Source organism: Pseudomonas sp. TE3728 (genome assembly GCF_056279145.1).
Window position 1 is genome coordinate 6,452,601 of the sequence record NZ_JBWBQT010000001.1, and the last position, 13,861, is coordinate 6,466,461.

General features: G+C 55.7%; 11 protein-coding genes and 3 pseudogenes. 8 read left to right on the forward strand and 6 right to left on the reverse strand.

The features are described from left to right. Positions 1-137 precede the first annotated feature (137 nt). From bufA2 to ACZ89R_RS28645, 3 genes are read left to right on the forward strand one after another with little or no spacing between them, the layout of a single operon-like run. Positions 138-392: a BufA2 family periplasmic bufferin-type metallophore gene (gene bufA2 / locus ACZ89R_RS28635; protein ID WP_429547938.1), complete on the forward strand. Its 255-nt coding sequence runs from the start codon at positions 138-140 to the stop codon at positions 390-392. Between the two features lie 60 nt (positions 393-452). Next, complete coding sequence (gene bufB, locus ACZ89R_RS28640; protein WP_429547369.1) at positions 453-1,286, forward strand: MNIO family bufferin maturase; 834 nt, start codon at positions 453-455, stop codon at positions 1,284-1,286. A 2-nt stretch (positions 1,287-1,288) separates the two neighbouring features. Next, a complete protein-coding gene (locus tag ACZ89R_RS28645; RefSeq protein WP_429547368.1) occupies positions 1,289-2,089 on the forward strand; it encodes an HvfC/BufC family peptide modification chaperone in 801 nt (266 codons plus the stop codon). A 302-nt stretch (positions 2,090-2,391) separates the two neighbouring features. Here ACZ89R_RS28645 and ACZ89R_RS28650 read toward each other — a convergent pair whose 3' ends face one another. From ACZ89R_RS28650 to ACZ89R_RS28660, 3 genes and pseudogenes are all read right to left on the reverse strand, one after another. Next, positions 2,392-4,278, reverse strand: a complete 1,887-nt coding sequence (locus tag ACZ89R_RS28650) for an SRPBCC family protein (RefSeq protein ID WP_429547367.1) — start codon at positions 4,276-4,278, stop codon at positions 2,392-2,394. Positions 4,279-4,342: 64 nt separating this feature from the next. Next, a complete protein-coding gene (locus ACZ89R_RS28655) occupies positions 4,343-4,495 on the reverse strand; it encodes a helix-turn-helix domain-containing protein (protein ID WP_429547366.1) in 153 nt (50 codons plus the stop codon). A 1,219-nt stretch (positions 4,496-5,714) separates the two neighbouring features. After that, positions 5,715-5,809 (reverse strand): annotated as a pseudogene (locus tag ACZ89R_RS28660) (hypothetical protein); the annotation flags it as partial. Between the two features lie 226 nt (positions 5,810-6,035). Between ACZ89R_RS28660 and ACZ89R_RS28665 the strand changes: the two are divergent. The 3 genes and pseudogenes from ACZ89R_RS28665 to ACZ89R_RS28675 all read left to right on the forward strand — a co-directional run. Continuing rightward, positions 6,036-6,194, forward strand: a pseudogene (locus tag ACZ89R_RS28665) (LysR family transcriptional regulator); the annotation flags it as partial. 336 nt (positions 6,195-6,530) lie between these two features. Beyond that, entirely contained in the window at positions 6,531-8,570 is a 2,040-nt protein-coding gene (locus tag ACZ89R_RS28670) for a 2,4-dienoyl-CoA reductase FMN-binding domain-containing protein (RefSeq protein ID WP_429542887.1), read from the forward strand. 188 nt (positions 8,571-8,758) lie between these two features. After that, positions 8,759-9,685, forward strand: coding sequence for a 1-aminocyclopropane-1-carboxylate deaminase/D-cysteine desulfhydrase (locus ACZ89R_RS28675; protein WP_429542888.1), 927 nt, complete (start codon positions 8,759-8,761; stop codon positions 9,683-9,685). 170 nt (positions 9,686-9,855) lie between these two features. Here ACZ89R_RS28675 and ACZ89R_RS28680 read toward each other — a convergent pair whose 3' ends face one another. The 3 genes from ACZ89R_RS28680 to ACZ89R_RS28690 all read right to left on the reverse strand — a co-directional run bounded on the left by ACZ89R_RS28680 (position 9,856) and on the right by ACZ89R_RS28690 (position 12,684). After that, on the reverse strand, positions 9,856-10,404 hold the full coding sequence (locus tag ACZ89R_RS28680) for a cytochrome b (protein ID WP_429377180.1): 549 nt from the start codon (positions 10,402-10,404) through the stop codon (positions 9,856-9,858). Positions 10,405-10,594: 190 nt separating this feature from the next. Beyond that, positions 10,595-11,422, reverse strand: coding sequence for a phosphonoacetaldehyde hydrolase (phnX, locus tag ACZ89R_RS28685; protein WP_429547365.1), 828 nt, complete (start codon positions 11,420-11,422; stop codon positions 10,595-10,597). 152 nt (positions 11,423-11,574) lie between these two features. Continuing rightward, the gene (locus tag ACZ89R_RS28690; RefSeq protein ID WP_429547364.1) at positions 11,575-12,684 is read right to left on the reverse strand and encodes a 2-aminoethylphosphonate--pyruvate transaminase; all 1,110 of its coding nucleotides are present in this window, start codon (positions 12,682-12,684) and stop codon (positions 11,575-11,577) included. Positions 12,685-12,797: 113 nt separating this feature from the next. Between ACZ89R_RS28690 and ACZ89R_RS28695 the strand changes: the two genes are divergently transcribed. Both ACZ89R_RS28695 and ACZ89R_RS28700 read left to right on the forward strand, forming a co-directional pair. Continuing rightward, complete coding sequence (locus ACZ89R_RS28695; protein WP_429547363.1) at positions 12,798-13,661, forward strand: LysR substrate-binding domain-containing protein; 864 nt, start codon at positions 12,798-12,800, stop codon at positions 13,659-13,661. A 123-nt stretch (positions 13,662-13,784) separates the two neighbouring features. After that, a pseudogene (locus ACZ89R_RS28700) lies at positions 13,785-13,859 on the forward strand (hypothetical protein); the annotation flags it as partial. Between the last annotated feature and the right edge of the window lie 2 nt (positions 13,860-13,861).

Consider the following 13,861-nt stretch of genomic DNA (forward strand, 5'->3'; position numbering starts at 1 on the left):
AGCCGGCTGCAACAAAAAAGCGCACAACCGGGGTCTTTTTTTTTAACTGTAATACCGTCGGGGCAGGACTCTCTAGTGGTGTGTCGCAACTGAACAACCGTCCAGCCGACACCTTGACGATTACCGAGGATAAAAAAATGAATTTCAAATCCGCCACCGCCGGTGCCGCTCTCGCTTTCGCCGCCGCAACCATGTTTGCCGGCGTTGCCACTCAGGTCCAGGCCGCTGACGCTGCCAAAGTTCATTGCTACGGCGTGACTTCGTGCAAAGGCATGAACGATTGCAAGACTGCTGAAAACGCCTGTAAAGGTCAGGCTGTTTGCAAAGGCCACGGCTTCAAGTCAATGACCCAAGCCGAATGCACGAAAGAAGGCGGCAAAGTCGGCGAGTAACCGACCACCGAGTCTGGCCGCAGTGGTTTCCACTGCGGTCATATTGCGAGGACCCCGCAAATGTCTGCATCCTTTCCTTGCCTGGGTTATGGCCTGGGCTTGCGCAGTGCCTACTACCAACAGATTCTAGAACAGTCGCCAGCCGTGGACTGGTTCGAAGTAGTCTCCGAAAATTTCATGGTCCAGGGCGGCAAAGCCCTTTACTACCTGGACGCCATCGCCGAGCGCTATCCGTTGGTCATGCATGGCGTGTCCATGTCCATCGGCGGGCCACATGCCCTCGATACGGACTATCTGAATCAACTCAAGCGGCTGGCAGACAGAGTCAAACCAGCGTGGATCTCTGATCATCTGTGTTGGAGCCGAGGCAACGCCCATCAACTTCATGACTTGTTGCCGCTACCCTACACCGAAGAAAGCCTCTATTACGTGGCCCGTCGTGTGCGTCAGGTCCAGGAGGTGCTGCAGCGGCCATTGGTGCTGGAGAATGTCTCCAGCTATGTGCGTGCCGCTTCGTTTGAGTTTAGCGAGTGGGAGTTTCTTGAGTCGCTGAGCCGCCTCAGCGACTGCGAGCTGTTGCTGGACGTCAACAACGTTTACGTCAGTTCCCGCAATCATGGCTTCGATCCATGGACGTTCATTCAGGGCCTACCGGCAAACAAGGTTCGCCAACTGCACCTGGCCGGTCACAGCGATTACGGAGACTACGTGATCGACACCCATGATCATCCGGTGAGTGACCCTGTCTGGGCACTGTATCAACGAACCCTGGAACACCTCGGCCCGGTCGCCACCTTGCTGGAGCGCGATGACCATTTCCCGCCTTTTGAAGAGCTGCTCGCCGAGCTGCAAAAGGCTCGAGCGCTAGGCGAAATCGCACTGGTCGGGAGGTAGAAATGCGCTTGAGCGACTGGCAACTGACTTTTGAACGTTATCTGTTGGGTCACTCGGCGACGGCAAATCCCGAGTTTGGCGCCAGCCTGATCGGTGGTCCGACGCTGGCTGTAGATAATGGTTTGGCGATCTATCACAACGCTTATCAGGCACGCCTGCAGGAAGTGTTGCGCGGCGACTATCCGGCAATCTGGCATTGGCTCGGTGATAACGAGTTCGAGCAGCTCGCCGCCGCATATATCCGTAAATTCCCATCGGCCCACTATAGCCTGCGCTGGCTGGGAAAAGGCTTCGAGGCGTTCATCCACCAGCACCTGGTGCTCGAGCAGGGTGCCGCGTTGGCCGAACTGGCTGCGCTTGAGTGGGCATTTACTCTGGCCTTCGATGCCCCACCCGGAACGCCGATAACGCTGCAGGACATGGCCCGTCTGCCGCCAGAAGATTGGCCGACATTGCGGTTCTGCCTGAACCCCGGCGTGCAGTGGCTCAAGTGTAGTTTCAACAGCCTTGCACTGTGGCGCTCGGTAAAAGATGAGACCGAGTTCCCCGGGAGTTTAGTGTTGGCTATGCCCCAGGTACTCGTGATTTGGCGGGCCGAGATGATTTGTCAGTATCGCAGCTTGGAGTCAACGGAATCGACCGCTCTAAATCGCATGATTCAGGAAGGCTGGAGTTTTGCCGAACTGTGCACCGAGTTAGCGGTTATCTACGGCGAGGAGGCCCCACTTCAAGCCGCGACTTGGTTGAAGCGGTGGATTCACGACGGTTGGCTGCAAAGCATCCGAAGAATCCAGCGTCATTAACTATAAGTCCAGACCCACTAAATTCTTTTTAGGGGAACCGGCAGAGGGCATCAAATAACGTTGGGTATTTCAGACCTTCCCTAAAGTTTAGAAAAAGCATATCGGGGGCGGAAAGCTGCCCCCTGTCAATTGTATATTACGTGAGCCTGCAGCAATGAATTCAAGCCGGTGCCGTCGAAAACCAAGCTGACTTTCAGTTTGTGTGTGCCGGTGATCTTGACTATCGCAGTTTATTTGAGCCAAAAATGTCGTTGAATACGGCCCGCATGTTTTCAGACGCAAGCCGCTACACGTACAGATACTCAGGAAGAGGGCGGCTGATTGAAGGTGCTATTTTTCAGCTCCTCCTTAGCTAACTCTTTATTCAGGCGCAAAATAATACGTTCAATAACACATGCTGCAATATTGTAAGACTCGACACTTGGATGTGAAGAAATCCACCCGTTCTCTTGGAATTTCGACATCAAACCATCCAGGCTAATTTTTTGATCTTCGAATTGTACTAAGGTGTTTTTTTCCGCTTCAAAAAGAGCTTTAAGAGTCTCAGCGCGCCCTTCATTCCAGTAAGCATTCGGTATATCTGGCGGCCCTTTCAGTTCTTTTTTTACAATTCTTTCTCCTGGCAGAACCATATTGCGGTTCTCTTTGCTCAAGCCCAGCTCCTTACTCATCAGCATATCTTCGCCACCTGCCACCATATAAGGAGGGTAGATACCATCATCCCACTGTTTGCGGAACGGGGCCTTGATTGAAACAAACTGTTCTGCCGGCCCGTTAAAATCCGACGGTCTAGGTGGTAGTGTTTCCCTGAAAGGTAAAGGGGTTGATTGCCGGGTAGGGTATCCGACTCCGTAGCCAACAATCGGCTGTTTTGTCGTTTCGTGCAGACTTTCAACTTTACTCCGTATCGTTGGATTAGTGTGTCTAGTCTGTTCCGTCTTTACCACATCCTGATCGATCATCATGATTCGTTCAGGACGATACGATAGTGTATCGGCAAACGCCAATGCTGATGCCCTTGCAGCGCCAAAACCAGTCAACTTGCCACCATCCCAACCAATAAGGTGCAGATTTGGATACTGTTCAAGCACCTCTCTCATTGTGGATTTGTAAGTCGGGTAATCCAATTTATGGACAAGCAGATAGACAGGTTCAGCACGAGTGTCAATCTCGCTCCTCATGTTCTTTGGGTGCCATGCCAAACTATAATCTTTGCTTAGGTCCGCAGTGAGCTTATTGGCACTCCCCCCACTTATGACAAGCGCAGGAACAGTACCTTTGTTCAGATATGGCTCGTATGGCTGGGGGGCTCTGATAAATGAGAACCAACTGCCGTCTCCTGGTATGCTCCGATCCATGGCAAGTTTTCTGCATGTATCAATTCGGTTGTGTAGCACCGCTTGCATACTTTTGATGGCATCTTTATGGGGCAATCCAGTGACGTTAACTGGGGAATATTTACAAGCTGGCCTCGTCTCGGGGTTGACCCATCTAGGATGGCATTCCAAACGGATGGGGGGATTATTCACATTGCTCGTAACATTGCTTGGGGCCACGACAGCGCTTACGCTATCTGATGTTATGTGGCTCTGCCCGTTTTGCCACAGCATGCTCAGCATGGCGCGCTGATCAAGGATGTTTTTCGACAAGTCTCTTCGGAACTCAGTGGCTTGCTTGTCGCTAATAGTATCTACAATGACGTTAGACTTAATAGCCAACATAATTTTAAAAAAGGCATCTTCGCCTGATGCTTTCCATGTTTTTTCACACATTGTTGCTGAATAGTTCTCTTTGTCGTCATGGTATATCTCAATGCTCTGTGATTTATGCTGTTCGGATAGTGTTTCAAAATTTACCCAGACTTTCTCCTCGTTGGGGCTGAAGGCCGTGCTGGGCCTTGTATTAGCATAATGCTTCCATGCCAGGGAGATACCATCTGGCCAGTCTTTGTCCTTAACAAGTGCCAAGCTTAACAATTCAAGCGAACTGCCATTTAGTGCACAAGTCGATTCTTGTAATATTTTGGACGCATTGTCCATTTTGGCTAATATCGCCGCAGATGGGTTGTATGAAAAAATAGCAGAATCAGAAGAGCTACTTTCTGCTGTAGGCGTATTGCTCTCACCTGATGATCTATTTGCGGGGTTGGTGGTGTGCAAGTTAGGTAAGGAATGACTGGGAGTAAGCATGTTTTGTTCCTCTTTTTAAAATGTGGGTTAGACAGTGACACCCTGGCCTTCAGTAAACTTAAACTTATTGGTTTGAGTGAGAGGCCTTCATACGCAGGCGGCACTGGCTGGGGTTGCAGATATAGCGCTTGCGAATGCTTTCATTGAAGTGCCCATGGTTGGAAAAGCCGTACTCGAGGGCAATTTCGAGCACGCGTATGGAAGGCTTCTTGGCCATGCTGCTATTCCTGGCCTGAGGGCCAAAAATGCCTCACCCCATTCCATCTCAAGTCTAAGTGACAAACCTGTGGTGAATCTCATCTTCGCTTTCATGTAGCTCATGATTGCCCCGACACCCTTCAGTGACTTCGCTCTCTTGTAGGGAAACAGCATTGCTCTGTTCGGTTTCAAGTGATTCAAGCTCAGTGGAGTAGCGGGAAACCCCGAAAAACCACGCATCTTGGCAGGCTTCTTTGTCCGCGGAAATTAGTGAGCCGACAGCTTGTCTGGATAGCTCATCTACAGCTCACCCCTTAAGCTAAGATGCCAATGACACAATTAAAAAAAGATCAATGCTTGTCACTCAACGTAAAGGTAACACTTGTAATGTTGTGTGTAGCCCCATCTCGAGCCGATTCTAGTCAATTCACAAGATTAAAAACAACCTATAAAAACAAACGACAGTCATGAGTTTTCATGACTGTCTACAATCTTATCTTGTATTTAGGATTTGTCTCAAAATTGCGGATTTTGTCCGGATTGATCTGTGCGTCGACTTGTAGTCACGTTTTAAGAGTCCCGAACGAAAAATTAAATAGAGCGCTCGACTAATGAAAGCTAATGCCGCTAGTTTTATTGCGGCTGAAATGAAGAGGTTTATGTCTCCGAAGTGACGGAGAACTTTTCGAGACGTAGCAGACAAAAAGACTCGACTTGAGGAGGCTTAAATCAACTTGCGCCGCATCAAGCTACAAAGAAGTTGGCGAAAGTTTCGCGGAACACTGGAGACGATTAGTGCAAGCGCTGGCCATATAAATCAAGGCCAGGCTCGAGTGAAGAGACTGGAGAAGGTAACCAAAAGCTAATAGGTGGCCATAGCGAGGCTAATTCTATCGATGGTTTACTGTCGTTACTGGTTCACGAAGATCAATCGGGCCTGGCGCCATTTGACTATCCACCGTTCGCTGCCGGTCATTGTTCGACCTTATTCCGTGATTCGAGGTACCCATTATAATAGGGCGTGCTCTGTGTAGGAGGGTGACCATCCTGCAGATGCGTTCCCGTTCGACGGTTGAACTCAAACCGCTTATGCAAAAAAGCCAACTTGGCACTTGCGCTTAGGGGGCTTTTTACATTTTTAGCACTGACTTGGTGCGCTCAGTCCAGCTTTAGTGAAAACAGTTCAACGCGGGCTGAAAAATAACATCAAATAGAACCCAGATTAAAGCCCCACCCACCTAATACTCAATAAACCGCGACTCAAAGAAGTTCTTCTCTTTCTTCAGTCCATGATTTTGCTAATCCATGGAAACGAATTGGTCGTCCTCGGATAAGGTAGGGTTGCCGAGCCCTATGCAAAGGACTGGTCAGATCGATGCAAAGGCGTGGTGGTCAACTGTGCTGCAATTACACAAGCAGTTGGATGTGAAACATTACTCCTCTGGGGACAGTTTCATTTAAAAATCTAATGACTTCATTTTATTTTCTAATGACCGCCGAAGGTAAGGTAGGCGGTAATTGCAATAAGCTGTGTAAACCCAAAGTTTATAGTGACATCTATGGAAACCTTCAGGTGTATCGAATGCTTTGTGCGCAGTGCCGGGGTCGGTAGCTTCGCCAAGATCGCTTGATGCTTGAGCTATACCAACTGCGGGGCCATGAGTGTCGCCAAGCTGGAGGTGTGCTTCGGAGTGCGGCTGTTCAGCGCCGCACCGCGGAAATTTTTCTAGCAATGGCCCGACATCACGACATAAAACCTTTCACAAACGGCGCCCATGCTGGCGTTTAAGGTTTTCGCGACACGGCTGGCTATGGTTGGCCGATTCCATTCTTAATGAAAAGAATTCCAATCGGAGTGAAAACTCATGGCAGGGTTCGCGACTAGGGTAGGGCGCATGCCCGCGCTTGCCAAGGGGCGCTGCACATTTGGATCAATAAGTTGTCAGTTACGGTCATTGAGTGACAGCGGTGCGCCTCTTAGTCTGTCGAACATGACTGACGGGGGCCGAAGAGCTCCTGCATTTTTTCCGTGATCGCTCGTTGTGGAGTTACCGATGGCCGCCGCTCATTACCCGCACCTGTTGGCCCCGCTGGACCTGGGTTTTACCACGTTGCGCAACCGCACCCTGATGGGCTCGATGCACACGGGTCTTGAGGAGAAGCCCGGCGGTTTCGAGCGCATGGCCGCGTACTTCGCCGAGCGTGCCCGTGGTGGCGTTGGCCTGATGGTCACCGGCGGTATCGGCCCGAATGATGAGGGCGGGGTTTACTCCGGCGCGGCCAAGCTGACCACCGAGGAAGAAGCACTCAAACACCTGATCGTCACCCGAGCAGTGCACGAGGCGGGCGGCAAGATCTGCATGCAGATTCTCCATGCCGGGCGTTATGCCTACAGCCCGAAACAAGTGGCCCCGAGCGCGATTCAGGCGCCGATCAACCCGTTCAAGCCTAAAGAGCTGGACGAAGAAGGCATCGAGAAGCAGATCAGCGATTTCGTCACTTGCTCGACCTTGGCGCAAAAAGCCGAGTACGACGGCGTCGAGATCATGGGCTCCGAAGGTTATTTCATTAACCAGTTTCTCGCGGCCCACACCAACCATCGCACTGACCGCTGGGGCGGTGCTTACGAAAACCGCATGCGCCTGCCGGTGGAAATCGTCCGCCGGGTGCGCGAAGCGGTCGGCCCGAACTTCATCATTATCTTCCGCCTGTCGATGCTCGATCTGGTGGAAGGCGGCAGCAGCTGGGAAGAGATCGTGCAATTGGCCAAGGCCATCGAGCAGGCCGGTGCAACGATCATCAACACTGGCATCGGCTGGCACGAAGCGCGGATTCCGACCATCGCCACCAAGGTGCCGCGTGCGGCGTTCAGCAAAGTCACGGCCAAGCTGCGTGGCTCGGTGGGCATTCCGCTGATCACCACCAACCGTATCAATACCCCGGAAGTCGCCGAGCAGATTCTGGCCGAAGGCGATGCCGACATGGTGTCCATGGCGCGCCCTTTCCTCGCCGATCCGGATTTCGTCAACAAGGCTGCGGCCGGTCGTGGCGATGAAATCAACACCTGCATCGGTTGCAATCAGGCGTGCCTGGATCACACCTTTGGCGGCAAGTTGACCAGTTGCCTGGTGAACCCACGGGCCTGCCATGAAACCGAACTCAATTACCTGCCGGTGCAGCAGATCAAGAAAATCGCCGTGGTCGGTGCCGGCCCTGCTGGCCTGTCCGCCGCGACCGTGGCTGCTGAACGTGGTCACCAGGTGACGTTGTTCGATTCGGCCAGCGAAATCGGCGGTCAGTTCAACATCGCCAAGCGCGTGCCGGGCAAAGAAGAGTTCTTCGAAACCCTGCGCTACTTCAACCGCAAATTGCAGACCACCCACGTCGAACTGTGCCTGAACACCCGTGTGGATGTGGCGCAGCTGGTCGATGGCGGTTATGACGAAATCATCCTGGCGACTGGCATTGCGCCGCGGGTGCCGGCGATTCCGGGCGTCGAACACGCCAAGGTGCTGAGCTACCTGGACGTGATCCTCGAGCGTAAACCTGTGGGCAAGCGCGTCGCGGTGATCGGCGCCGGCGGTATCGGTTTCGACGTGTCGGAGTTCCTCGTTCACGAGGGCGTGGCCACCAGTCAGGACCGCGAAGCATTCTGGAAAGAATGGGGCATCGATACACACCTGGAAGCGCGCGGCGGCGTTGCGGGCATCAAGGCTGAACCCCATGCGCCGGCCCGTGAAGTGTTCCTGCTGCAACGCAAGACATCCAAGGTCGGCGACGGCCTGGGCAAGACCACTGGCTGGATTCACCGCACGGGTCTGAAGAACAAGCAGGTGCAGATGCTCAACAGCGTCGAGTACCTGAAGATCGACGATGAAGGCCTGCACATCCGTATCGGTGAAAGCGGCGAACCGCAGGTGCTGCCGGTGGACAACATCGTGATCTGCGCCGGACAGGATCCGTTGCGTGAGTTGCAGGACGGCCTGGTTGCGGCCGGGCAGAACGTGCATTTGATCGGCGGCGCGGACGTGGCGGCGGAGCTGGATGCCAAGCGCGCGATCAACCAGGGGTCGCGGTTGGCGGCGCAGTTGTAATACCCATAACCCTGTGGCGAGGGAGCTTGCTCCCGCTGGAGGCCGAAGGACTCCCCTTTCAGCGATGGTGTTGTGTCAGGTTAATCACCGTCGCTGATTTTACGGCTGCTGCGCAGCCGAGCGGGAGCAAGCTCCCTCGCCACATGTGGACTGCTAAGATACTGGCTCTTTACATCGAGCCGGCATCAATGCTTTCCCCACCAACAGACTGGCTTCCCCAAGCCCCCCTCGAATCCCTTCACCTGGACTGGCTCACCACTGCCGGCATCGACGTCGCGATCCTGCGTCTGGACCAGATCGACCCGCTGATCAGCGGCAACAAGTGGTTCAAACTCATCGAACACCTCAAAGCCGCTGACCAGAATGGCGCCCAAGGCATCATCAGCCTGGGCGGTGCCCATTCCAACCATCTCCATGCATTGGCCGCAGCGGGCAAACGCTTCGGTTTCACCACGCTCGGACTGCTGCGTGGGCATCCGCAAGACACGCCGACGGTAAAGGACTTGCAGGCATTCGGCATGCACTTGCACTGGTTGGGTTATGGCGGTTATCGCGCGCGACATGAACCGGGCTTCTGGCAGCCATGGCGCGAGCAATACCCCCAGCTACATCCAGTGCCGGAAGGTGGCGGCGGCTTGCTTGGGGCGAAGGGCTGCGGGCAATTGGTGGCTCTGGCCTGCGAGCAATTGAGCGGTCTGGGCTGGAGCCACTACGACGGCTGGTGGCTGGCCTGCGGAACGGGTACCACCCTGGCCGGTCTGGTTTTGGCAGAGGCGGGTGAGCATCCAGTGTATGGCGCGTTGGCGGTGCCTGACGATCATGGCGTGGCGCAGCAGGTCGAGATGATTCTGCGCGAGGCGCGATTATCGACGACGGCTTATGAATTGCTCGACGCCAGCCGTGGCGGTTTTGCCAAGGTCGATCCGCTGTTACTCGAGTTCATCGAGCAGACTGAACAGGCCAGTGGCATTCCCCTCGAGCCGCTGTACACCGGCAAAGCGCTGCTGGCGCTCAAGCAGCAAGTCGAGGCGGGTAAATTTGCCCGGGGCACGCGACTGATCTTCATCCATACCGGCGGCTTGCAGGGCCGTCGGGGTTTCAGTTCACGCACCTGAATGGGCGCATTGTACTTTTGTGGAGAGGGGCCAAGAAATTTGAGCGACGATAATCCTGTGGGAGCGTGGCTTGCCCGCGAAAAATGCACCGCGGTTTTCAGGTATTACGCGTCATCGTTCTTCGCGGGCAAGCCACGCTCCCACAGGTTCTGCGTCTTGACTTACCGAACTCAACCGCGCTTGGGCATCATCCGCAGCAAGGTGTTATCGCGCACCACATAGTGGTGGTGCAGCCCGGCTACGGCGTGCAGGCCGATCAGCCAATAGCCGATCGTCCCGCCGAGCACATGCCAGCCCTCAAGCTGCTTGGCCAGCGGTTTGTTTTCTTCGATCAGCAACGGCAGATCAATGCCATAGAACATCACCTGATGCCCCTCGGCGCTGGTAATCAGCCAGCCCAGAATCGGCATGGTGATCATGAAAATATACAGCGCCCAATGCATCAGTTTGGCGAGCAGGGTCTGCCAGCGAGGCGAGGCGGGAAAGATCTGCGGCGCGGGCCCCAGGCTGCGGGCGAACAGCCGCAGCCAGACCAGCACGAACACCGTCAAGCCGAGCATGAAGTGGGCTTCCTTGATCAGCGTCCGGCCGCCACTGCCTTTGGGGAATATCCCGCGCAATTCGATGCAGGCGTAAACCACGATTAGCAGAACCAGCATCAACCAGTGCAGCGCGATCGATACGGTGCTGTAGCGTGATTCGGAATTCTTCCAGGGCATACGGTGTTTCCTCACAGGTCTGGTCTGAAGTCACCGTTCTTGTTCGACGGCGTGGGTTAACTGTAATCCTGTTTGGGGGATTTGCCTGAGACCAATGGGCTGTTCAATGCTCTGAATCAAGTAATCGACCACAAAAAAGCGCCAGTTCCGTTAAAGGAACTGACGCTTTTTTGTGAGGAGAGGGATGCAATCAGTTGGTTTGCGGCATCTCGCCCTTGGCCAGGCGCTTGTTGATGTCGGCGATCACCTCGGGCAAGTCGGTGATGGTGTCGATCATGTAGTGCGGCCGCGAGCCTTCGAACATGGCGTGAATGCGCTTGCGTTCGCTGGCCAGTTTATCGCTGCTCAGGGCGCGATAGCCTTCGTAGTCCAGACCCAGCGCGTTGCCGGAGCAAATCAACGCCACGGTCCACATGCCGGCGCGGCGACCTTCGAGAATGCCCGGCACAGTGTCGTCGATCTTCACGCAGGCCGCGACGTCGTCGATGCCCAGGGCAATCACGTTGGCCAGTGCCTGAGCCGGCCATGGGCGGCCGTTGGGCACTTCGTCGGTGGCGACCACGTGATCGGCGATGTAGCCGTTGGTGGCGGCCAGTTCGACGACTTTGTCCATGACCTGTTTCGGGTAGCCGGAGCATGAGCCGATCTTGATCCCTTGTTGGCGCAGGTTGGCGATGGTGTCCAGGGCGCCCGGAATCAGGGCCGAGTGTTCGGCGATTTTTTCGGTCTGCAGCGGCATGAAGCGTTTGTAAATGGCAGTGACGTCATCGTCGGTCGGTGTGCGACCAAACACGTTGCGGTAACGCTCGGCGACTTGCGGCTGATCGCACAGGGTACGAATGTGATCCCATTTGCCCATGCCCATCGGCCCGCGGGCTTCTTCGATGGAAACCTGGACGTCGAACTCGGCGAAGGCTTCGACAAAAATCTGCGTCGGGGCGAAGGAGCCGAAGTCGACCACGGTGCCGGCCCAGTCGAGGATGGCGGCTTGGAGTTTGGTTGGGTTGCTGTAGTTCATGGTGATTAGGATCCTGGTAACTGGCTATATATGGGAACAGCTTTTTGTGGGAGCGAGCTTGCTCGCGATGAGGCTCTGTCAGCCGACGTCGATGTTGAATGACAGTCCGCTATCGCGAGCAGGCTCGCTCCCACAGGGGAAGGTGGTGTGGTTTAGATTTCGAGTACTTCCATCTCGCGCAGCACTTCGGCCACTGCCGCCACCGCGGCGTGCATTTCGGCCTGGTTGACGTGGCCGATGCAGCCGACGCGGAAGGTTTCGACCTGGGTCAGTTTGCCGGGGTAGAGGATGAAACCCTTGGCCTTGACCCGTTCGTAGAATTCCTTGAACTGATAGCGCGGGTCTTTCGGCGCGTGGAAGGTGACGATGATCGGCGCCTGGATCGCGGCGGGCAGGAAGCTGCGCAGTCCCAGTTTGGCCATGTCATCGAGCAGCACCTGGCAATTATTGACGTAGCGCTGATACCGTGCGGGCAAACCACCTTCTTCGTTGTATTGCAGCAGCGCTTCGTGCAGCGCCGCGACCACGTGGGTCGGCGGGGTGAAGCGCCATTGGCCGGTCTTGGCCATGTAGGTGTGCTGGTCGAACAAGTCCATTGCCAGTGAGTGCGAATTGCCGGCGGCATTGGCCAGCGCTTCTTTTCGCGCAAAAACGAAGCCCATCCCCGGCACACCTTCCAGGCATTTGCCCGAGGCGGCGATCAGCGCATCGAACGGCACATCTTGGGCGTCAATCAGCAGGGCGCCAAACGAACTCATGGCGTCGATGATCAGGTGTTTGCCGTGCTGCTCGACGACGTGGGCGATGTCCGCCAGCGGGTTGAGGACACCGGTGCTGGTTTCGCAGTGAATCAGCGCGACGTGGGTGATGCTGGCATCGGCCCGCAGCAGGCGGTCGACGTCAACGGCGGTGGTCGGTTCGTCTTCGGCGGTTTCGAAGGTGCTGAACGAGCGGCCGAGCACTTCGCAGATCTTCGCCAGGCGCTTGCCGTAGGCGCCATTGATAAGCACCAGAACTTTACCGTTGCGAGGCACCAGTGTGCCGATGGCCGCTTCGACCGCAAACGTGCCGCTGCCTTGCAACGGCACGCAGTGATGGCTGTCGGCACCGTTGATGATCGCCAGCAACTGTTCGCAAAGGCTGGCGGTCAGTTGGTTGAAGCGGTCATCCCATGAGCCCCAGTCGACCATCATTGCCTGACGGGTGCGGCTCGATGTGGTCAATGGGCCGGGAGTGAGCAGGATGGGCTCGGCAGTACTCATTCTTGTGTCCTCGCAAAAGCTCAGTGGGATGAAACTACGGGACATAAATTGCAATTCGGTGAGCTATCAATCAAATTGTTTGTTGTTATGCCAGCCATCAGTGAGGGTTATTCATGAATCTGTTTCAGCTGCGCGCCTTCGACGCCGTAGCCCGGGAAGGCAGCTTCACCCGCGCCGCCGAGCGCCTGTTTATCAGCCAGCCGGCGGTCACCGGGCACATCAAGTCGCTGGAGGAGCACTACCAGATCACCTTGTTGCGACGCACCGCGCGGCGCGTCGAGCTGACGGAAGAGGGCACCAAACTGGCAGCGATCACTCGAGCGATGTTTGGCCTGGCCGAAGAGGCGCAGGTGATGCTGGAAGCCAACCGGCAGTTACTGACCGGGCGCCTGGAAGTGGCGGCGGACGGGCCGCACATGGTCATGCCGATGCTCGCCAGTTTGCGTGCGCGTTATCCGGGGATCACCGTGAACCTGCGGTTGGGCAATGCTCAGGAAACATTGGCGGCGTTGTTGTCGGAGCATGCCGACGTGGCGGTGCTGACCGAGGTCGAGCCGCGCAAGGGGCTGCACCTGCAAGCGTTGAGCGAGTCGAGGATTTGTGCATTGGTGCCTGCTGGACATCCGTGGGCGCAGCAGTCGAAAGGGGTACAGCTCAAGGAGCTCGACCAGGTGATCATGGTCTTGCGTGAACCGAGTTCGATTACCCGACGCACGTTCGACGAGGCGTGCGCTCAGGCCAGGGTCAATCCACGGGTGTTGCTGGAGTTGGACAGTCGCGAGGCAGTGACCGAGGCCGTGGCCGCAGAATTGGGCGTGGGCGTGGTGTCGTCGGTGGAAGTCAGCCATGACCCGCGGGTGGCGGCGGTGCCGATTATTGGCGAGGGGTTGGTCAATCGGCACATGATCGGGTGCATGGAGCGGCGGCGGGATTTGCGCTTGATCCAGGCGTTTTTTGGGTTGGCGCCTGGCAGATAGACCAAGGCGCCTGCATCGCGAGCAGGCTCCCACAGGGATCTATGTGGATCACAAATTATGCGAGCGATGCAAAACCAATGTGGGAGCGAGCCTGCTCGCGATGGGGCCGGGCCTGCCTATTAGGGGCATCGGCCACGGCACCTCGACGTGCGTCTGGCGAAGTTTGCCGCGGCGACGGGCGAGGCCGACAAGGGATGAAA

Coding starts and splice junctions, on each gene's coding strand:
- ACZ89R_RS28675 (WP_429542888.1), top strand. CDS start 8,759: ATGCTTTCCCCACCAACAGACTGGCTTCCCCAAGCCCCCCTCGAATCC.
- ACZ89R_RS28680 (WP_429377180.1), bottom strand. CDS start 10,404: ATGCCCTGGAAGAATTCCGAATCACGCTACAGCACCGTATCGATCGCG.
- ACZ89R_RS28645 (WP_429547368.1), top strand. CDS start 1,289: ATGCGCTTGAGCGACTGGCAACTGACTTTTGAACGTTATCTGTTGGGT.
- ACZ89R_RS28650 (WP_429547367.1), bottom strand. CDS start 4,278: ATGCTTACTCCCAGTCATTCCTTACCTAACTTGCACACCACCAACCCC.
- bufB (WP_429547369.1), top strand. CDS start 453: ATGTCTGCATCCTTTCCTTGCCTGGGTTATGGCCTGGGCTTGCGCAGT.
- phnX (WP_429547365.1), bottom strand. CDS start 11,422: ATGAACTACAGCAACCCAACCAAACTCCAAGCCGCCATCCTCGACTGG.
- ACZ89R_RS28690 (WP_429547364.1), bottom strand. CDS start 12,684: ATGAGTACTGCCGAGCCCATCCTGCTCACTCCCGGCCCATTGACCACA.
- ACZ89R_RS28695 (WP_429547363.1), top strand. CDS start 12,798: ATGAATCTGTTTCAGCTGCGCGCCTTCGACGCCGTAGCCCGGGAAGGC.
- bufA2 (WP_429547938.1), top strand. CDS start 138: ATGAATTTCAAATCCGCCACCGCCGGTGCCGCTCTCGCTTTCGCCGCC.
- ACZ89R_RS28670 (WP_429542887.1), top strand. CDS start 6,531: ATGGCCGCCGCTCATTACCCGCACCTGTTGGCCCCGCTGGACCTGGGT.
- ACZ89R_RS28655 (WP_429547366.1), bottom strand. CDS start 4,495: ATGGCCAAGAAGCCTTCCATACGCGTGCTCGAAATTGCCCTCGAGTAC.